This window comes from Streptomyces sp. 378 (genome assembly GCF_030124145.1).
Taxonomy (GTDB): domain Bacteria; phylum Actinomycetota; class Actinomycetes; order Streptomycetales; family Streptomycetaceae; genus Streptomyces.
The window spans coordinates 13,138-33,076 of the sequence record NZ_JASKMS010000045.1; the positions used below are offsets into that span (position 1 = coordinate 13,138).

11 protein-coding genes and 3 pseudogenes are annotated in these 19,939 nt (G+C 68.3%); 9 read left to right on the top strand and 5 right to left on the bottom strand.

What is annotated here, in order from left to right:
• Nucleotides 1-4 precede the first annotated feature (4 nt).
• The gene (locus QNO09_RS36745) at nt 5-472 is read right to left on the bottom strand and encodes an AbfB domain-containing protein (protein WP_283974593.1); all 468 of its coding nucleotides are present in this window, start codon (nt 470-472) and stop codon (nt 5-7) included.
• Nucleotides 458-2,278, bottom strand: a pseudogene (locus QNO09_RS36750) (family 43 glycosylhydrolase); the annotation flags it as partial. The pseudogene QNO09_RS36750 and the gene QNO09_RS36745, both read right to left, overlap by 15 nt.
• 1,225 nt (nt 2,279-3,503) lie before the next feature.
• Here QNO09_RS36750 and QNO09_RS36755 point away from each other — a divergent pair.
• The 4 genes from QNO09_RS36755 (at nt 3,504) to yjfF (ending at nt 8,275) form a co-directional block, all read left to right on the top strand.
• On the top strand, nt 3,504-4,505 hold the full coding sequence (locus QNO09_RS36755; protein ID WP_283974577.1) for an ABC transporter substrate-binding protein: 1,002 nt from the start codon (nt 3,504-3,506) through the stop codon (nt 4,503-4,505).
• Between the two features lie 106 nt (nt 4,506-4,611).
• The gene (locus QNO09_RS36760; RefSeq protein WP_283974578.1) at nt 4,612-6,150 is read left to right on the top strand and encodes a sugar ABC transporter ATP-binding protein; all 1,539 of its coding nucleotides are present in this window, start codon (nt 4,612-4,614) and stop codon (nt 6,148-6,150) included.
• Nucleotides 6,151-6,161: 11 nt separating this feature from the next.
• Entirely contained in the window at nt 6,162-7,247 is a 1,086-nt protein-coding gene (locus tag QNO09_RS36765) for an ABC transporter permease (protein WP_283974579.1), read from the top strand.
• Entirely contained in the window at nt 7,244-8,275 is a 1,032-nt protein-coding gene (yjfF, locus tag QNO09_RS36770) for a galactofuranose ABC transporter, permease protein YjfF (protein WP_283974580.1), read from the top strand. Before QNO09_RS36765 ends, yjfF begins: the two co-directional genes overlap by 4 nt.
• 327 nt (nt 8,276-8,602) lie before the next feature.
• Here the strand turns inward: yjfF and QNO09_RS36775 are convergent, their stop codons facing one another.
• Nucleotides 8,603-9,019, bottom strand: a complete 417-nt coding sequence (locus tag QNO09_RS36775) for a hypothetical protein (protein WP_283974581.1) — start codon at nt 9,017-9,019, stop codon at nt 8,603-8,605.
• 156 nt (nt 9,020-9,175) lie between these two features.
• Between QNO09_RS36775 and QNO09_RS40135 the strand changes: the two genes are divergently transcribed.
• Both QNO09_RS40135 and QNO09_RS36785 read left to right on the top strand, forming a co-directional pair.
• Nucleotides 9,176-9,439: a hypothetical protein gene (locus QNO09_RS40135; RefSeq protein WP_502962393.1), complete on the top strand. Its 264-nt coding sequence runs from the start codon at nt 9,176-9,178 to the stop codon at nt 9,437-9,439.
• A gap of 199 nt (nt 9,440-9,638) precedes the next feature.
• Nucleotides 9,639-9,890, top strand: a pseudogene (locus QNO09_RS36785) (response regulator transcription factor); the annotation flags it as partial.
• Between the two features lie 99 nt (nt 9,891-9,989).
• Here QNO09_RS36785 and QNO09_RS36790 read toward each other — a convergent pair.
• Nucleotides 9,990-11,438, bottom strand: coding sequence for a family 43 glycosylhydrolase (locus QNO09_RS36790; protein ID WP_283974582.1), 1,449 nt, complete (start codon nt 11,436-11,438; stop codon nt 9,990-9,992).
• A gap of 22 nt (nt 11,439-11,460) precedes the next feature.
• On the bottom strand, nt 11,461-12,954 hold the full coding sequence (locus QNO09_RS36795) for a family 43 glycosylhydrolase (RefSeq protein ID WP_283974594.1): 1,494 nt from the start codon (nt 12,952-12,954) through the stop codon (nt 11,461-11,463).
• Between the two features lie 448 nt (nt 12,955-13,402).
• Between QNO09_RS36795 and QNO09_RS36800 the strand changes: the two are divergent.
• The 3 genes and pseudogenes from QNO09_RS36800 to QNO09_RS36805 all read left to right on the top strand — a co-directional run.
• Nucleotides 13,403-13,802: pseudogene (locus QNO09_RS36800) on the top strand (helix-turn-helix domain-containing protein); the annotation flags it as partial.
• A 14-nt stretch (nt 13,803-13,816) separates the two neighbouring features.
• Nucleotides 13,817-14,236: a TrkA C-terminal domain-containing protein gene (locus tag QNO09_RS40140; protein WP_502962394.1), complete on the top strand. Its 420-nt coding sequence runs from the start codon at nt 13,817-13,819 to the stop codon at nt 14,234-14,236.
• Between the two features lie 351 nt (nt 14,237-14,587).
• Nucleotides 14,588-19,819 carry a family 43 glycosylhydrolase gene (locus QNO09_RS36805; protein WP_283974583.1) on the top strand — a complete coding sequence of 1,744 codons (5,232 nt, stop codon included), beginning with the start codon at nt 14,588-14,590 and terminating at the stop codon, nt 19,817-19,819.
• Nucleotides 19,820-19,939 lie beyond the last annotated feature (120 nt).

The following is a 19,939-nucleotide window of genomic DNA, read 5'->3' on the forward strand; positions in this document are numbered from 1 at the left end:
CGGATCAGGCCCAGGGGCTGACCGCCCTGAAGGAGCTGTCGGCGCGGAAGGTGGCGTTGTCCTGATAGGCGTCGACGCGCAGCTCGTAGTTGTAGTGGCGGAGGTAGCGGCCGGGGTAGTTGTGCGACTCCAGGCTGACCGAGCCGGTGGCCGATCCCGGCCGGGCGCAGTAGGTGGCGTCCTGGTTGAAGAGCGTCGTGCCGTTGCTCGGGTCGAAGCGGACCCGGAAGTCCTTGTGGCGCAGATAGCGACCGGAGGAGTCACGGAACGAGTAGCAGCTGCCGTCGGCGAGGCCGGGGACGACGGTGAAGGTGGCGCTCTGTTTGACCGCCGTGCTGGTGGAGGACGTCACCGGGTCGAGGTAGCCGAGGCTGTCGGAGCGGACGACGGCGTAGCGGCCGGGGAAGTTGACGGACTGGAGCGCGCGGGTGGTGTTGGTCGGCAGGGTGACGCCGCCGGAGACCGGGGCGATGCTGCTGAGAGTGGGAACGACTTTCTTGATCAGGCCGCCTGTGTCGAACTGCAGCTTGTCGATGGTGGTCTCGCGGTGGGTTCCGTCGCCGCCGGGGATGGCGAAGCGGTGGTAGGCGATGTACCAGTCGTCCGTGCCCGGTACCTGCACCACGGAGTGGTGGCCGGGGCCCTTGATGCCCAGCGAGAGGTCCTTCTCCAGGATCACGCCCCGCTTGGTCCAGGGGCCGGTGGGCGAGGCGCCGGTGGCGTAGGCGACGCGGTAGTTCTCGTCGCGGGTGTCGTTCTCCGACCACATGAGGTAGTAGGTGCCCTGGCGCTTGATGACGAAGGCGCCCTCGTTGTAGCCGCTGGGAGTGATCTCGGTGACCTTCGCGGGGTCGAAGGAGACCATGTCGTCGTTCAGCGGGACCACGTAGGCGTGGCCGTTGCCCCAGTAGAGGTAGGACTGGCCGTCGTCGTCGGTGTAGACCGCCGGGTCGATCATCTGGCCGGCGTAGGCGCCGCGGGTGATCAGCGGCTTGCCCAGAGGGTCCGTGAACGGGCCGGTGGGCGAGTCGGAGACCGCGACGCCGATGTTCGTGTCGGCTGAGTAGTAGAAGTAGTGCTTGCCGTTCTTCGCGGTCATCGTCGGCGCCCAGGCGCGGCTGTCCGCCCAGGAGACGTCCGGGCCGAGATCCAGGATGACGCCGTGGTCCGTCCAGTGGACCAGGTCCTTGGAGGAGTACGCCTTGAACCGCGTGCCGCTCCAGCCCGCGAAGCCGTCGGTGGTCGGGTAGACGTAGTAGGTGTCGCCGAACCGGACGATGTTCGGGTCGGCGGTGAGCCCCGGAAGGACCGGGCTCCGCATGACCTGCGCCGTGACCGTCCAGGTGCGCTTGGCGCCGTCGGAGCCGGTCACCTCGTACGTCACCGGGTCGGTGAAGTCGCGCGGGGTGCCGGAGGCCGGGCTGATGGCCGCGCCCTGCGCGAGGGTGAACTGCGGGGCGAGCGCGGTGAGGTCCGTGCCCTCCTCCATCGGCAGGGTGATCCTGCTGTTGGCGTCGTCGACGAGGGCGGCGATCTTCAGGGAGGGGTGGGTGACCGCGGCGATGCCCGTGGTGTTCCCGCTGACTTCGAGGACCTCGCCGGGTGTCAGCGCGCGGTCGTAGACCCGGAAATCGCGCATCTTGCCCTGGAAGAGCCTGTCACTGCTGTAGAGCGACTTGCCTATGTAGTCGGCGGTCGTGGTGCCGGAGCCGATGGAGCCGGGGGTGATGCCGACCGACGTGTTGCGGGCCACCTCGACGCCGTCCTGGTAGAGGACGCCCGTGGTACCGGTCTGGGTGTAGGTGACGTGCTTCCAGACCGAGCGCGGCAGCGCGGCGGCCGTCCTGGTGTTCTGCTCTGTGGAGAAGTCTCCGGAGGCGATGGCGGTCCGCAGCGAGTTGCCGGTGGCGAACAGGTACCCGTTGCCGGCGCCGTCGCTGGTGTTGCCGAAACCGTAGAGGAAGTACGGCGTGGCCTGGGCGGCGTCGATCCGCACGTCCATCGAGACGGTGATCGAGCTCATGCCGCTCATGATGTTGTCCGGCACCTTGATGTAGGTGTCGGAGCCGTTGAACGTCAGCCCTTCCGTCCCCGACCAGCCCGCGGTTCCGTTGACGGTTCCGTCGCGTCCGTTGCCGGAGGCGTCCACCGCCACGGTGCCCGAGGTGGCGTCGAGTTTGTACCAGAGGGCCAGGCCGTCGGTGATCTCCGCGGCCTGGGCGGGGGCCGACGGGCCGACGACGCCCACCAGGAGCGAGACGGCGGCGGCCACGGCGGTCAGAACGGCCGGCCGGGCTCTTCGGCGGCCCTGAGGTCCGACGCTGGGCATGGGCTCACATCCCTGGAAGAAGACATGCCTGAGGAGGGAGGGCGGCGAGGCCCGGTCGGCATGCACGATTCCGCCGTTGGACGTCGCGGCGTGAGTCTGAAGGGGGCCGTGAGTCGGCGTCAATACCTTTCGAACAATGTCCGAAGTACCGAACAAGCCCGACCGCTCGGACCAGTCGCGGCGTCGGCCATGGGAGCGAGGCAGCCGAGCGACCTCAGGGCCGGATGACGGGCCTGCGGCGCCCTCCACCGCACCGCGTTACCCAAACGTGATGGCCTGCTTTCGCGCAACCCCTTGACCAGCGGGAACGGAAGAACGCCATGATGACCACCGCATTCACACGATGCGTCAGGAGTACGGCCGTGGCACACCCGAGCACACAGCAGACCTCCGCGGCCGGTTGAGCAGAACCCGCGATCACCGGAAACGGACTGCGCCTTCGAGCGCACCGAGAACATCCCGCCACGCCAACCAGCGGTCACCCGTAGCCCCCGTAAGCCCAACACGTTCCAGTCCTGCCGCCGGACAATCGCCAAGGAGGTGCGGCCATGGCCCAGCCAGCGCTGCGGCCGCCGACCATGGCTGATGTCGCACAGCGGGCAGGCGTGGCGCACCTGATCGCCTCTCGCGTGCCGGGCGACGATCGCCGAACCGTCCCCGCCGCTGCGGACCTGAGCAGACGGCCGGGCCTCTGGCAGACGAGCCGGGGCCTGACCGCGACCTTAGGACCGTGTCCGGGACATGACCGAGAACGAACGGCGCCGCCCCCGTGGACGCCGGGCGAAGGCAGAAGCCGTAGGTCTCACGACGTCTCGGCGGCCAGGTTCGTCCGCGTGACAAAGGCGGAGCGCTTCGCCCTTGCCCCGAGCACGGCCGGCAGGCCCTCTGCGAGGAGGGAGACCGGAGCCGCACGCTGCTTCCAACCCGTCCCCCGCCCGAGCCCGCCCCACCCACCGGTCCGACGCCGCGATCATCGCCCCCCGGCTCCGCATCGCGCCGCCGCACTCCGAACCGCCCCCCTGTCTCCCCCCTGACAGCATCGCCGCATGTTCGATAACTCGAACGTTGGTCGGTCAAGAGAACGCCCTTGCTGACGCCGTTCCCGATGGAACGTCAGAAGCGACCCACGCAACCGAGTCCACTTCCCGGGCCGGCTCATCGAAGGAGAAGAAACGTGCTCAACAGAAGAAACTTCCTCACCGCGGCGGTCGGCGTGGCGGCGGCGGGCACCCTGGCGGCCTGCGCCAAAGAGGACGGCAGCTCCAACGGCTCCTCCTCCGGCGGCAGCAAGACGATCACCCTCGGCTTCTCCCAGGTCGGCTCCGAGAGCGGCTGGCGCAGCGCCAACACCGACTCGGTGAAGTCGGCCGCCAAGGAGGCGGGCTACAAGCTCCAGTTCTCCGACGCGCAGCAGAAGCAGGAGAACCAGATCTCCGCGATCCGCAGCTACATCCAGCAGAAGGTGGACGTCATCGCCTTCTCGCCGGTGGTCGTCACCGGCTGGGACGCCATCCTCAAGGAGGCCAAGGCCGCGAAGATCCCGGTCGTCCTGACCGACCGGTCCGTCGAGAGCGACGAGTCCCTGTTCGTCACCCTGGTCGGCTCCGACTTCACGGACGAGGGCCGGCGCGCCGCCAAGATCCTGGAGAAGGTCCTGGAGAAGGCCGGCCACAAGGGCAAGGTGAAGATCGCCCAGCTTGAGGGCACCACCGGTGCCGCCCCCGCGATCGAGCGCGCCAAGGGCTTCAAGGAGGTCATGGACGCCGAGCACAAGGACGACTGGGAGATCGTCGTCAGCCAGACCGGTGACTTCACCCGCGCCGGCGGCAAGCAGGTCATGGCGGCCTTCCTGCAGTCCAACCCGGACATCAACGTCCTCTACGCGCACAACGACGACATGGGCCTCGGCGCCATCCAGGCCATCGAGGCGGCCGGCAAGAAGCCCGGCAAGGACATCCTCATCGTCACGGTCGACGGCGTGAAGGACGGCTTCATAGCGATGTCCGAAGGCAAGATCAACGCGATCGTCGAGTGCAACCCGCTGCTCGGCCCCCAGCTGATGGAGGTCGTGAAGAAGGTCCACGAGGGCGAGAAGGTCGAGCGCTGGATCAAGACCGAGGAGAGCGACTTCATGCAGGACCAGGCCAAGGACGCGCTCCCCACCCGCAAGTACTGACCGACCGCACCCACCGGCAGGGAGCCTCCGGACGACCGGGCACGACCACGACCCGGTCCAGGAGGCTCCCCCGCGGGCCTGAACCCATTTCAAGAGGAGCGCTGCCATGGCAGAGCCGCGGCCCGTCCTGGAGATGACGGGCATAGTCAAGGAGTTTCCGGGGGTACGGGCTCTGTCGGGCGTCGACTTCCGGCTCTTCCCCGGCGAGATCCACGCCCTCATGGGCGAGAACGGCGCGGGGAAGTCCACTCTGATCAAGGTGCTGACCGGGGTTCACTCCCTGGACGGCGGCACCGTCACCCTCGACGGCAGGACCGTGCACATCGACAGTCCGCTGCAGGCGCAGCAGGCCGGGATCAGCACGGTCTACCAGGAGGTCAACCTCTGCCCCAACCTGTCGGTGGCGGAGAACATCTTCATCGGGCGTGAACCCACGCGCGGGGGCCGCATCCAGTGGAAGCGGATGCGCAAGGAGGCCGCGGAGCTGGTCGACCGGCTCGGCCTCGACATCGACGTGACCGCGCCCCTGTCCTCGTACCCGCTGGCCGTGCAGCAACTGGTCGCGATCGTACGGTCGGTGGGCACCGGCGACAGCGACGGCGAGGGCTCCGGCACCAAGGTGCTGGTTCTGGACGAGCCCACCTCCAGCCTCGACCGCGACGAGGTGCTCGAACTGTTCCGCCTGATGCGGCGGCTGCGGGACGAGGGCGTCGCGATCCTCTTCGTGTCGCACTTCCTCGACCAGATCTACGAGATCTGCGACCGCATGACCGTGCTGCGCAACGGCACCCTGGTCGGCGAGCACATGGTCCGCGACCTCGACCAGGTCGGGTTGATCGAGCTGATGATCGGCAAGGCCCTGGACCAGCTCGAGGAACTGCACGACCACCAACTGCGCTCCGACGTCGGCGAGACCCTTGTCGAGGCCGAGAGCCTGGGCCGCACCGGCGGCATCGCCCCCTTCGACCTGGAGATCAAGAAGGGCGAGGTGCTCGGCCTCGCCGGACTGCTCGGCTCGGGCCGCACCGAACTGGCCCGGCTGCTCTTCGGTGCCGACCAGCCCGACAGCGGCAAGGTCACCATCGGCGGCAAGCACATCTCGATGAGCGCCCCCAACGACGCCATCGGCGCCGGCGTCGCGTTCTGCTCGGAGAACCGCAAGACCGAGGGCCTGGTCCCCGATCTGACGGTGCGGGAGAACATCATCCTCGCCCTCCAGGCGGCCCGCGGCTGGACCCGGCCCATCCCGGCCGCCCAGCGCGACGAACTCGTCGCCAAGTACATCAAGGCGCTGGACATCCGCCCCGCCAACCCCGAGGCCAGGGTCGGCCAGCTGAGCGGCGGCAACCAGCAGAAGGTGCTGCTCGCCCGCTGGCTGATCACCCAGCCGCAGCTGCTGATCCTCGACGAACCCACGCGCGGCATCGACATCGGCGCCAAGGCCGAGATCCAGAAGCTCGTGGTGTCCCTCTCCGAGGACGGCATGGCCGTGCTCTACATCGCGGCCGAGCTGGAGGAGGTCCTCCGCCTCAGCCACACCATCGGCGTGCTGCGTGACCGCAAGTTGGTCGCGCGCCTCGCCAACGGGCCGGAGATCACCACCAGCAAGATCCTGGAGACCATCGCGAGCGGAGAACACCAGTGAGCACCCCATCCGTGGCCACGACTTCCCGATGGCGAGCGCTGACGCACCACCACCTGTTCTGGCCCGTCGCGGTCCTGATCGCCCTGCTGCTCGTCAACGTCCCCTTCACGCCCGACTTCTTCGCGATCAGGATGGCGGACGGCCACCTCTACGGCAGCCTCGTCTCGATCGTGCTGTTCGGCTCGCCCCTGATCCTGGTGGCGGTCGGCATGACCCTGGTCATCGCCACCGGCGGCATCGACCTCTCCGTCGGCGCGGTGGTCGCCATCACCGGCGCCCTGACCTGCTCGTACATCAGTGACCAGGCCGACCAGAACGCCCTGGCCGGGGTCTTCCTGGCCATGGGCACAGGCCTGGTGGCGGCCGTCGTCTGCGGTCTGTGGAACGGCTTCCTGGTCGCCCGCATGGGCATCCAGCCGATCATCGCGACCCTGATCATCATGGTCGCCGGACGCGGTGTCGCCCAGCTGATCACCGACGGCCAGATCATCACGATCAACAGCGAGCCGTACAAGCTGATCGGCGGCGGCTACTGGCTGACCCTGCCCTTCTCCATCTTCGTGGTGGCCGCCGTCGTGGCCGTCACCGTGGCCCTGACCCGCCGTACGGCGCTCGGCCTGCTCGTGGAATCGGTCGGCGGCAACGCCGAGGCCAGTCGGCTGGTCGGCATCCGGTCCCGCCGCATCAAGATCATGGTCTATATGTTCTGCGCCCTGTGCGCGGGCATCGCCGGCCTGATGATCAGCTCCAACACCTCGGCCGCGGACGGCAACAACGCCGGCCTGTGGATCGAGCTGGACGCGATCCTCGCGGTCGTCATCGGCGGCACCTCGCTGCTCGGCGGCCGGTTCTCGATCGGCGGCACGGTGGTCGGCGCCCTCGTCATCCAGACCCTGACCACCACGATCTACACCATCGGCGTGCCCACCCAGACCAACCTGGTCTTCAAGGCCGTCGTCGTCATCGTCGTCTGCCTGCTGCAGTCCCCGAAGTTCCGGGCCAAGGTCTTCGGCGCCAAGGGACGCGGGCCGGCCGCCACCCCGGCCCCCGCCGCTCCCGCCGCCGACGCCGCTCCGAAGATGGAGGTGTCGCGATGAGCGCGACCACCAAGACCCCCACGGTGCCGGAAGGCCGTACGGTGCCCCACACGTCCGGGGTCACCCGCCTGCTCGGCGACCGGCGGCTGCCCGTCCTGGTCACGGCCGCTCTGTTCCTGGCCATGTACATCACCGGTCTCAGCCGGTACCAGAACTACGGGTTCGCCGAACCGCAGGTGTTCCTCAACCTGTTCATCGACAACGGCTATCTGCTGGTCGCCGCCGTCGGTGCCACCTTCGTCATCATGTCCGGCGGCATCGACCTGTCCGTGGGCTCGGTGATCGGATTCACCACCATGTTCACGGCCTGGATGGTGGAACGTCAGGGCCTGCCGCTGTTGCTGGTCATCCCGCTCGCCCTCGGGGTGGGCGCGTTCGGCGGCTTCCTGATGGGCTATGTGATCCACAACTTCGAGATCCAGCCGTTCATCGTGACCTTGGCGGGCCTCTTCCTCTTCCGGGGCCTGTGCCTGGTCATCAGCAAGGAGTCCATCTCCATCAGCGACTCCTCGGTGAGCAGCCTGGCCCAGGCCCAGGCGCAACTGGGATTCGGCTTCCTGTCGATCGGCGCCCTCGTGGCCCTGGTCGTCCTCGCCGTCGCCTTCTACGTGCTCCACTACACGCGCTTCGGCCGCCGGGTGTACGCCATCGGCGGCAACGAGCAGTCGGCGCTGCTGATGGGGCTTCCGCTGGGCGGCACGAAGATCGCCGTATACACGGTGAGCGGCTTCTGCTCGGCCCTGGCCGGCCTGCTGTTCATGCTGTACATCCAGTCCGGCGACCCGCTGCACGCCGTCGGCATGGAACTCGACGCCATCGCCGCGGTGGTCATCGGCGGCACTCTGCTGACCGGCGGCTCCGGCTACGTGCTGGGCACCCTTTTCGGCGTGCTCGTCCTCGGCCTGATCAAGAGCGTCATCACGTTCGAGGGCACACTCAGCTCCTGGTGGACCAAGATCGCCACCGGTGTGCTGCTGTGCGCCTTCATCCTCATCCAGCGCACCATGACGTCACGCCGGAGGACCTGACCAGCACGGACACGGCTGCATACACCGCCGCGCCTTCACGAGCCGGCGGTGTCCCCGCCCCTCCTCCCCCACGGCTTCCCGTACTCACGATCGGGCCGGTGACCGTGGGCGGTGTTGCTCCCCGAGCACGGTCACCGCAGGTCACGGTACGGACCCCGGGCGGTGAAGGTGTGGCGAGGGCGCGGCTTGTCGGGCGTACGCGTCATTGCATGTCCCTTTCTCGTGACTCCGACAGGGTCATGCACTCTTGGCGTGGGGGATGGAGGCGGGGATGAAGGAGTACCACTGAGAGTCGGCGGTCGCGCCGCAGATCTTGGCGGGCGTCTTTCAGTGGTCCCACCGTCGTCGGAGCTCTGGTTGACGGTTCCGTTCGCGCAGTCCTACCCCGACGGGTGGGCGGGTCGCGACGACGTCGACGTCGAGCGTGGAACCGTCGGACGGGGTCACCGTCACCCAGCCGTTCGACGTGGTGGTATCCGGAGCGATGGTGAAGTCACCGTGGAACACGCGCCAGCCGTTGGCCGCCGTGGTGCCCGTGCAGGGCCACGGCGCCGTCGAGGCGTCCACCCTGGACTTTTCGACCGTCGCAGCGACGATGTGGTCGCTCCGGAGTCGCGGGGCGGAGCCGTCGGTGGTCGCGTACGCGGTGGTTCCGATCTGGCCGGTCCTCGTCTCGTGGTCGACGTCGGCCCGCATGTGGCGTCCGTAGTCGACGTCGTCGGGCAGGGTCCCTTCGCCATCCATCCGCACTCGCGCTGATCGACCAGCGTGCGGGCCGCATCAACTCCCCGCGCCAGCCGGAGGCCACGCGATTCGCGGTACGCACGGCCCCGCCCCGTCGTCGCTTCCTTCCCGGCGAAGCAGCCGGTCACCACCACGGCCACGGACACGGTCAAGGCCGTGCCGGACTTCGCATGGGCGACGGCGTGCCCACACCGCCGGCCCCGGACCCCATGGACGGCGTCCCGGACCACACCCCGCCGCCCCCGCCGCACCCCCGACCCGGAAGACGTCGCTGCTCTGTACCGGCAGTTGCGCAAAGCGTTCGAGGACGGCAAGAACGAACCCGGCGCCGCCGACTTCCACTACGGCGAATGCGAGATGCCCCGCCACGACACCACCGGCACCATCAAGGGCGAACGCCGCTTGCTGTGGGGGTACTGACTGCTGTCCGGCTACGGCCTGCGCGCCTCTCGCGCCTTCACCTGGCTCCTTGCCGCCATGAGCGTGACCGTGCTGCTCCTGAGGTTGCCGCCCTGGCCGCACGGTTTCCCGCCGCGGGACACTCCGCTCAGTTCATAAGACCAACGGCCACGCGGACCGGTTCCGATTCGGTCGGGAGCCCGATGCCTCGTGCCTGCCGGGCACCCGGGACAACTGGTGCCTCACCACCCGCGACCGGCTGACCACCCTCACCACTCGGGAACGCGAGGTGATGTCCCTGGCCGCCGAGGGGCACTCCGACGACGAGCTCGCGGAGAGGCTCTACGTCAGCTCCCTGACCGTACGCACCCACATCCACCGCGCGATGACCAAACCCGGTGCCCGGGACATGGCCCAACTGGTGGTGATGGCGTACCAGTCGGGTCTGGTCCAGGGCGTGCCGCCGGAATGAGCAGTGCACCGCGCCCTGCGAGGGCACGGTGCACTGGCGCCGCTCGGTCTACGTGGACCCCTGCTCCCTTACTCCTGGGAGAAGGTCGCGTCTACGCCTTCACTCCTTGTAGAAGGTCGCGTCCTGCCGGTCGAGGGTCGTGCTGATCGGCTGGCTGTAGAACAGGTTGTTGAAGTGCCGTATGTAGCGGCCGGGGAAGTTGTACGACTCGTACGAGACGCCGGCCGCGGTATCGGCGAGACCCGCCCGCTGGTAGAACGAGGCGTCGGCGTCGAACAGGGCCGTGCCGTCGTCCTTCTCCACCCACATCTCGTTGTTCTTGTGGCGGAGGTAGTAGCCGGGGAAGTTCGCCGACTCCAGCGAGACGGTGCCGTTGCCGGTGAGACCGGTGACGATCCGGAACTGCGAGTCGGCGAGGTTGGTGACGTCGGCCTCCAGCCTCGCGCGGTACTCCCAGTGGCGGAGGAACTTGTCCGGGAAGTTGTACGAGGAGAGACGGACCGGGGTCACGCCGTCGGCCACCGGGATGCCGAAGTTGGGAGTGCCGTCGGCGTTCCAGTACAGCTTCTGGTAACGGGTGCGGCGGTTGGGGTCGTTGAGCGGGTCGCCGCTGATGTCCTTGTAGTTGCGGTCGTGGTAGACGAGGACGTCCGACTTGCCGTCCTCGGAGACCGTGAAGGTGTTGTGGCCGGGGCCGTACTGGCCGGTGGCGGCGTTGCTCTTGAAGACCGGGGTGGAGGTCTTCGCCCAGGACGCCGGGTTCATCAGGTCGGCGGTGGCGGAGGCGGTCAGCAGACCGAGACAGTAGTTGGCGTCGGTGGCGCTGGCCGAGTAGGCCATGAACACCTTGCCGTTCTTCTGGATGACGGCCGGGCCCTCGTTGACGCGGTGGCCGACGGTCTCCCAGGAGTACTCGGGCTTGGAGATCATCACCGGGCTGCCGCTGATGGTCCAGGGGTTGGACATCTTCGCCAGGTACAGGTTGGTGCCGGTGCCGACCGCCGGGTCGTTCTGCGCCCAGCTGAGGTAGCGGGTGCCGTTGTGGGTGAAGGTCGTGGCGTCCAGCGAGAACGTGTCGAGCGGCAGGGCGATCCGGCCCTTCTCGGTCCAGGTGCCGGTCAGCGGGTTGGCCGAGCTGGACTCCAGGACGTACGGGCGGATCTTCCAGATGTCGTTCGAGGCGCCGGCCGCGAAGTAGACGTACCACTTGCCGTCGATGAAGTGGATCTCCGGCGCCCAGATGTGGGCGCCCATGTCACCGCTGGCGTGCTTGGTCCAGATGGTGGTCTCCGTGGCCGTGGCCAGGCCCTGGAGGGTGGTGGCCCGGCGCATCACGATCTTGTCGTACGCGGGGACCGTGGCGGTGAAGTAGTAGTAGCCGTCGCTGTGCTTGAAGATGTGCGGGTCGGCCCGCTGCTCGGCTATCGGGTTGGTGAAGGTGACGGCCGGGGACGCGGGGGCGGCGGCCTGGGCGGGGGTGGTCACCGTGGTGAGCACGGCGAACGCTGCCGCCGCTGCCACCAGGACCCGTCTGGCGAGGAGTCTCATGTTCTGTTACGGCCCTTCGGGATCAGGCGGTGGTGGGGACGAGGCGCCACTGCTGGCAGTTGTTGTTCAGCCAGGACCACTGGCGGACGTCGGCGCCGTTGGCCGTGCCGCAGTCGGCGACGTCCATGACCTTGCTGGTGGAGGCGTTGACGATACGGACGTAGTCGCCGCCGAGGTAGACCATGCGGAACTTCTGGCAGTTGTTGTTCAGCCAGGACCACTGGCGGATGTCGGTGCCGTCGGCGGAGCCGCACCCGGCGAGGTCGGCGACCTTGCCGGTGGCGACGTTGACGAGACGGCTGGTGTCGTCGGCCATGTCCTCGATCCGCCACTTCTGGTTGGCACCGCCGTTGCAGCTCCACTGGAAGATGTTGGTGCCGTCGGCGGTGTTGCCGCCGTTGACGTCGAGGCACTTGCCGCTGTTGCGGTTGACGATGGTGTACGCGGTCGGGGTCGTCGCGGTCTCACCGGACGGGCCGGCCAGCGTCGTCCCCGTGGCGACCGGGGTGCCGAGGTTGGGCGTACCGTCCGCGTTCCACGTGAACTTCTGCGCGCGGGTCGTCCGGGCGTTGCCGCAGCCGCCGTTGGCCGCGCTGTTGGCGTGGTAGACGATCCAGTTCTCGGTGCCGTCGGGGGACGTGAAGAAGCCGTTGTGGCCGGGGCCGTAGACGCTCGCCGCGTCGTTGCGCTGGAAGACCGGCGTCTGCTTCTTCGTCCAGGAGGCCGGGCTCAGCGGGTCGCTGCCGGTGAGTTCCAGCTGGCCCAGCTTGTAGTCGGCGGTCTGGCAGCTGCTGGCGGAGTAGGACAGGAAGGTGCGGCCGTTGCGGTACAGCGGCTCGGGGCCCTCGTTGACGGGGCTGCCCTGGGTCTCCCAGCTCAGCGTGGGGCTGGAGATGATCGTGAAGGGGCCGCTGAGCGTGTACGGGTTGCTCATCGGGGCGATGACCAGGCTCTGCGTACTGCCGTTGATCTTGCCACTGCCCACCAGGTAGAGCTTGTTGTCGTGCTTGAGGACGGTGGCGTCGATCAGCCAGCCCTGCGCGGCGGTCGGGCCGGGGGTGAGGCTGGCGTCGGTGAGGATGTTCTTGTAGGTGTACGTGCCCATCGGGTCGGTGCCGGAGCTTTCCAGCACGTGCGTGCGCTGGGTGTCACAGCAGGCGGCGCCGGACTGCGCGGCCGAGTAGTACAGGTACCACTTGCCGTCGAGGAAGTGGATCTCGGGCGCCCAGATGTTGGCGTTGCGCCCGGCGGTGGTGTCCGACCAGACCTCCACGCTGGGGGCGGTGCTCAGGCCCCCGAGGGTGGGCGACTTCCGGATGAGCAGCTTGTTGGTGAAGGTGGTCGTGACCAGGTAGTAGTTGCCGTCGTAGTACTCCAGCCAGGGGTCGGCGCCCTTCTGGGACTTGATCGGGTTGGTGAACGGCTTGCCGTCGGCCGCGACGGCGGACTGCGCGGTGTGGACGGTCTGCACGGACAGGAGCGAGGCAAAGAGGGCCAGCAGGGCTGCCGCCGACATCAGACTGCGGCGGGGCGTGGACCAGCGACGGGCGCGGGTGGAAAACACGACAAGTCCCTTCCGGGAGAGCGGCTCGTTGCCCGGGCTTCCTGACCTGCCCGGCGTGTTCGAAATCACGAACACTGTGCGTAACTTCGGCCAGAAGGTAAAGCTGAGGTGGCAGGGACGTCAATGGATTCGACAGGCTTTTGTCATGATGAGTCGTCGCGGGGTTTGCGGGTCGGGAGCGCGAAGAGGGAACAGGGGCACGAGCCCCCTGCGGCCACGTCGTGGCTACGACCGATGCACTCGCCGGGAAGCCCGAGACGACATGCACGACGCCTTCCTCCAGCTCGCCACTGCATGACCCTCGCACGCAAGCACCCAAGCATTCTGCATTGACGAGTTGGTGCGTGATGGCGGGTGGGGCGTCGCAGCAGGCAGGTGGCATGATCCGGTTGTGGCGATCATGGTCAATCGGGCGGTGCCGGCGCATCGGCCGTTCACTGGGATCTCTCGGCGTCATTTCGCTCGCCTGGTTGAGGAGTTGGCAGTTCCGCGGCAGGCCGGTCTGAGGGCCGCCTCATGCTGCACGAGGCGGGGACAGGAAACGGGCTGCGGGTGCCGACGCCCGTCACCGGCTGGTATTTGTCGACCGGCTGGTGGCCACGCTGATCCGTCTGCGCCATGATCTGCCGCACTCGGTGCTCGGGCTGCTGTTCGACGTCGACCGCTCCACCATCACCCGCGCGATCGGAGAGATACGTCGGCTCCTGGCCGACCGGGGGTGCGCGGTTCCCGACCGTCCCGGTCTGCGTCTTCGGACGCTGACGGACGTCTTTGCCTACGCCCGGGGCGAAGGCGCCGAGGGGTCCGGGTCGGAATGGGACGGCGACGAGATCCCACGGTTGTTCCAAGCGATCGGCTTCGTACCGATCGTGGTGTTCGTCGCCGTCTATCAGGTCGCTGTCCGCCTTCTCCGCCACCGGCACGCGGCATACGTGGGGGAGTTCTCCGTCCATGTCCTGACGGACTCCGGCTTACCGCGGGAGCGGACCGCTCCGACGAACACAGTCGAGTTCGACGACGACTCGCTGGTCAAGACCGTGCTCCGGACCTCATCACCGGTGTTCCCCTCGCCCGGAGCCAGGTCCGCACCAGATACGGCATCACGGCCGTCGGCATCAAACGCCCCGGCGAGGACTGCACGTACGCCACCGCCGAAACGGTCGTGCAGAAGAGCGACGTCCTCGTGGTCATCGGCAAGACCCACGCGGTGGCGGTCTTCGCCGAACTCAGCTGAGGCGTATGGAACGCGTCAACTGATGGCCTTCCGCCGGGCGACAGAGGCCGACCACGCTCTGGCAGAGCACGGATCAGCAGCCCGTGGAAGAGGTCTCGTGAGGAAGGGCCAGATCAACAGTCACCCGGCTCACCGCCGTGGACCACCGCGAGTCGGACGGACGTGTTCGACCTGTCGGACATTGTTCGGAACCTATTGACGCTGCCCCGGGAGTCGACTGAGACTCTCGCAACACACGGTACCCGCGTGTAACGGCACGTCCACGGGCAGGACTTGCCGTCGTCTCGTCGGCTTTTCGTTCTGCGCTCCGCCTTGTCCGTCATCAACCATGCCTCAGCAGGGAACCTAGATATGACGCACGTCGCACGACTTCGCAGCCGCGCGAGACGTCGGGCGGGCCATCTCGCCGGACTGACCGCCGCGTCGATGCTGTTCACCCTCGCCGGACCCACCACTCCCGCACAGGCGGCAGAGGCGGCACCGGCGGCCGCAGCCGAGGACATCACCGACGGCCTGGCCCTGTGGTACAAGCTCGACGCAGACTCCGGCAGTACCGTGACCGACGCCTCCGGCAACAGCCGGAACGGCACGGTCAGCGGCACCGCCGACTGGTCGGCATCCGGTCAGGGGCTCGCCTTCAACGGATCCGACACCTACATCAAGGTGCCGGACGACATCATGAAGGGCATGGACTCGATCACCGTCTCCATGGACGTGATGATCGACTCGACTCAGAGCACGCCCTACTTCCTCTACGGCTTCGGCAACACCAGCGCGGGCAACGGCAACGGCTACCTGTTCACCACCGGCAACTCCTTCCGCACCTCCGTCGCGACGGGCAACTGGTCGACCGAGCAGACCACCAAGCCGTCCGACTCCCACAACCTCACCCGCGGGGTGTGGAAGCACGTCACCTACGCACAGACCGGCTCCACGGGTGTGCTCTACGAGGACGGCGTCGAGGTCGGCCGCAACACCTCGGTGACCACCACGCCCGGCGCCATCGGCTCCGGCATCACCAAGGCCAACCACATCGGCAAGTCCGTCTACGACGGCGACAAGCTCTTCAAGGGCCGGATACGCGACGTCCGTGTCTACGACCGGGCACTGGACGGTACGGAGGTCGAGCAGCTCTCCCTCCCCGTCGCCACGCAGGGTGTCGCCGACGACGAGGAAGCCCTGAGCCTCGGCGACACCAGCGGCGTCACCTCCGACCTGGACCTGCCCAGGACCGGCACGGCCAGTGGCTCTTCCATCAGCTGGGACAGTGACAACCCGTCCGTGGTGTCCGACAGCGGCGAGGTGACCCGCCCCGAGGCCGGCTCACCGGACGGGCGTGCCACGCTCACGGCGACCCTGAGGAAGGGCACCGTGACCGGCACCAAGACCTTCGACGTCACGGTCCGGCCCGCGCTCGACGACGCCGCCACCACCCGGCAGGCGGCCGAGGCGCTCACGGTGCACAACCTCGACGACGCACGCGGCAACCTCACCCTGCCCAGGAGCGGCGCCTTCGGCACGGCCGTGACCTGGTCCTCCGCGAAACCGGACGTCGTCTCCGCCGACGGCGAGGTGCACCGCCCCGCGCACGGCGACGGCGCCACCACCGTCGAGCTGACCGCCACCGTCACCAAGGGCGAGGCCGAGGCCAGACGGGTCATGACGGCCAAGGTGCCCGAACTGCCCGCCGAGGCGGCCCTCAAGGGCTACATGTTCAGCTACTTCACCGGCGAGGGCACCTCGGACGGCGAACAGCTCTACGCCGCCCTCAGCAAGGGCAACGACCCGCTGCACTGGCGTGAACTGAACGACGGCAAACCGGTCCTCACCTCCACCCTCGGCGAGAAGGGCCTGCGCGACCCGTTCATCATCCGCTCCCCGGAGGGCGACAAGTTCTACCAGATCGCCACCGACCTCCGGATCTACGGCAACGGCGACTGGGACGCCTCCCAGCGCACCGGCAGCAAGTCCATCATGGTCTGGGAGTCCACCGACCTGGTGCACTGGACGAACCAGCGCCTGGTCAGGGTGTCACCCGACAGCGCCGGCAACACCTGGGCGCCGGAGGCGTTCTACGACGCCGAGCGCGGCGAGTACGTCGTCTTCTGGGCGTCGAAGCTGTACGACGACGCCGACCACTCCGGCAACACGTACAACCGCATGATGTACGCCACCACCCGCGACTTCCACACCTTCAGCGAGCCCAAGGTCTGGATCGACCGCGGCTACTCGGTCATCGACTCCACGATGATCCGGCACGACGGCACGTACTACCGTCTGTCCAAGGACGAGCGGAACAACTCATCCTCCACGCCCAACAGCAAGTTCATCTTCCAGGAGAAGAGCGACTCGATCCGGAACCCGTCCTGGACCGCGGTCGCCGAGGGCATCGGCAAGGGCGCGATGAACGCCGCCGAGGGACCGCTGGTGTTCAAGTCCAACACCGAGCAGAAGTGGTACGCGTTCCTCGACGAGTTCGGTGGCCGCGGCTACATCCCGTTCGAGACGACCGACCTCGACTCCGGCACCTGGACCCCCTCCACCGGCTACGACCTGCCCGCCAAGCCCCGGCACGGCACCGTGCTCCCGGTCACCCAGGCCGAGTACGACCGGCTGCTGCGCGCCTACCAGCCCGACCAGCTCGTCAAGAGCGTCGAGGACGTGTCGGTGAAGACGCGGGTCGGCGAAGCCCCTGTCCTGCCGGCCACGGTCGTCGCCGAGTACGCCGACGGCGTCAGGCGTCCGGTCTCCGTCGACTGGGCGGACGTACCGGCGTCGTCGTACGCACGGCCGGGCACCTTCACCGTGACCGGCAGCCTGCCGAACGGCGCCGCGATTCCGGTCCGGGCCGAGGTCACCGTGTCGGCGGAGGGCTCCGACGTCCCGGCGGACCTGCTCCTGCGCTACGACTTCGACGAGACGAACGGCAGCATCGCCCGTGACGCGAGCGGGCACGGCCACCACGGCACGTACGTCCGCACCCCCGACTTCGGCAGCGGCGTACACGGCGGCTCGTTCAAGATGTCCGGCGGTTCCAGCAGCTCCACCACCTCTCCGTACGTGAAGATCCCGAACGGCGTGCTGAAGAACGCCGACAGCGTGACCGTTTCGACGTACGCCAAGTGGAAGGGCGGCGACGCCTTCCAGTGGCTGTTCGGGCTGGGTCCCGACAGCGACAAGTACCTCTTCGCCACTCCGTCCAACGGCGGCTCCAAGCTGTACTCGGCGATCACGAAGGCCGGTTGGCAGGCGGAGTCCAAGGTGACGGCCGGTTCGCAGCTCACGCCGGGGCAGTGGCGGCACGTCACCGTGACCCTCGACGGCTCGACCGGCACGATGGTCCTGTACGTCGAAGGCTTCGAGGCGGCCCGTGCGACCGGTGTCGGCATCAAGCCGTCCGACCTGTACGACGCGGACAAGGACCACAGCGGCTACATCGGCAGGTCGCTGTACGGGGCGGACCCCTACTTCGGCGGCGAGGTCGACGACTTCCGCGTCTACGACCGGGCCCTGACCTCCGCGGAGGTCCAGGAGCTCAGCGGCAACACGACGGGCATCGCGAAGGTGACCCACCCGGCGCTGAAGGTCGACGCACTGATCGACGACGCCGACAGCAGGATCACCCTGCCGCTGAAGGCGGGCACGGACATCACCGCCCTGGCACCGGAGTTCAGCCTCGCCAACGGTGCCTCGATCAGCCCCGCCTCCGGCAGCGTGCGGGACTTCACCAAGCCGGTGACGTACGAGGTGACCGGCTCCGACGGCGCGCAGCGCACCTGGACCGTGTCGGCACTGATCATGAAGACACCGGTCCTGCCGGGGCTGAACGCCGACCCGCACATCATGCGCTTCGGCGACACCTTCTACCTCTACCCGACGACCGACGGCTTCGAGGGCTGGAGCGGCACGCGGTTCAAGGCCTACTCCTCCAAGGACCTGGTCCACTGGAAGGACCACGGCGTCATCCTCGACCTGGGGCCGGACGTCAGCTGGGCCGACAGCAGGGCCTGGGCGCCGGCGATGACCGAGAAGGACGGGAAGTACTACTTCTACTTCTGCGCCGACGCGAACATCGGCGTCGCCGTCTCGGACTCGCCCACCGGACCGTTCAAGGACGCCCTGGGCAAGCCGCTGCTGAAGGCCGGTGACTTCCGCGGCCAGATGATCGACCCGGCGGTCTTCACCGACGACGACGGCGAGAAGTACCTCTACTGGGGCAACGGCCGCGCCTACGTCGTCCCGCTGGGCGACGACATGACCTCCATCGACACCTCGAAGGTCACGGACATCACCCCGAGCGGCTACAACGAGGGCGCCTTCGTCATCAAGCGCGAGGGCACCTACTACTTCATGTGGTCGGAGAACGACACCCGGGACGAGAACTACCGCGTCGCCTACGCGACCGGCGCCTCGCCCACCGGCCCGTGGACCAAGCGGGGCGTGATCCTGGAGAAGGACCTGTCCCTGGGCATCAAGGGCCCGGGCCACCACTCCGTCGTCCACGTCCCGAACACCGACGACTGGTACATCGCCTACCACCGGTTCGCCATCCCCGGCGGTGACGGCACCCACCGCGAAACCACCATCGACAAGCTGGAGTTCGACTCCGGCGGCCTGATCGAGAAGGTCGTCCCGACCCTCGGCGGCATCGACCCGGTCACCGTCGTCCACGCCGGGCCGGACACCACCGGCACCGAGGGCGAGGCGATCACGCTCGCCGGCACCGTCTCCGGGGCCGGCACCCCCAAGTGGACCGTCCAGGACGGCGCCCCGTGCGCCGTCAAGGACGACACGGCGGCCCGCACGACCCTCACCTGCACCGACGACGGCACCTTCCGGGTCACTCTGACCGGCGGACGCGGCACCGACACCGCGACCGTCAAGGTCTCCAACGCCGCCCCGTCGATCACCTCCGCCGAGGGCCCCGGCTCGCCCGTCCCGGTGGGCAGGTCCGCCGTGGTGACGGCCTCCTTCGACGACCCGGGCACGGCCGACGGCCAGACCTGCGAGGTCGACTGGAAGGACGGCAGCCGGCCGACGACCGGAACGGTCACCGACTCCGGCTGCCGCGCCACACACGTCTACCGGGACGCGGGCATCCACCGCCCGGTCGTCACGGTCACCGACGACGACGAGGGCACGGACACCACCACGCTCGCGGAGCTGATCGTCTACGACCGTGCCGCCGGACCCGCGGCCGGCGCCGGCGTGATCACCTCACCGGCCGGTGCCTACCCTGCCGAGCCGGGGCTGACCGGCAAAGCGGCGTTCACCCTGAGCGCCCAGTACCGGAAGGGAGCCACCGTCCCCACCGGCAAGGCCACCTTCGTCTTCGGCTCCGCCCGGCTCACCTTCCGCTCAACCGCCTCCGACTGGCTCGTGGTGAACGGCTCCCAGGCCGTCCACCAGGGCACCGGCACGGTGGGCGGCAAGAGCGGCTACGCCTTCAGAGTCACCGCCACCGACGGCCCGGACACCTTCCGCATCAAGATCTGGAAGAGGTCCACCGGCGATGTCCTCTACGACAACAGGTCCGGCGCCAGGACGAAGGGCGTCGTCGCCATCGGACACCAGCGGCGGTAGGTCCGTCTTCGAAGATCACCGGCCGGTGGGTCGTGGCGGCTGGATGCCGCGACATGACTCACCGGCCGCGTGTCGAGGGCCGGCACGTGCCCCACGCGTTCTCAAGCTCCGGCGACCGGG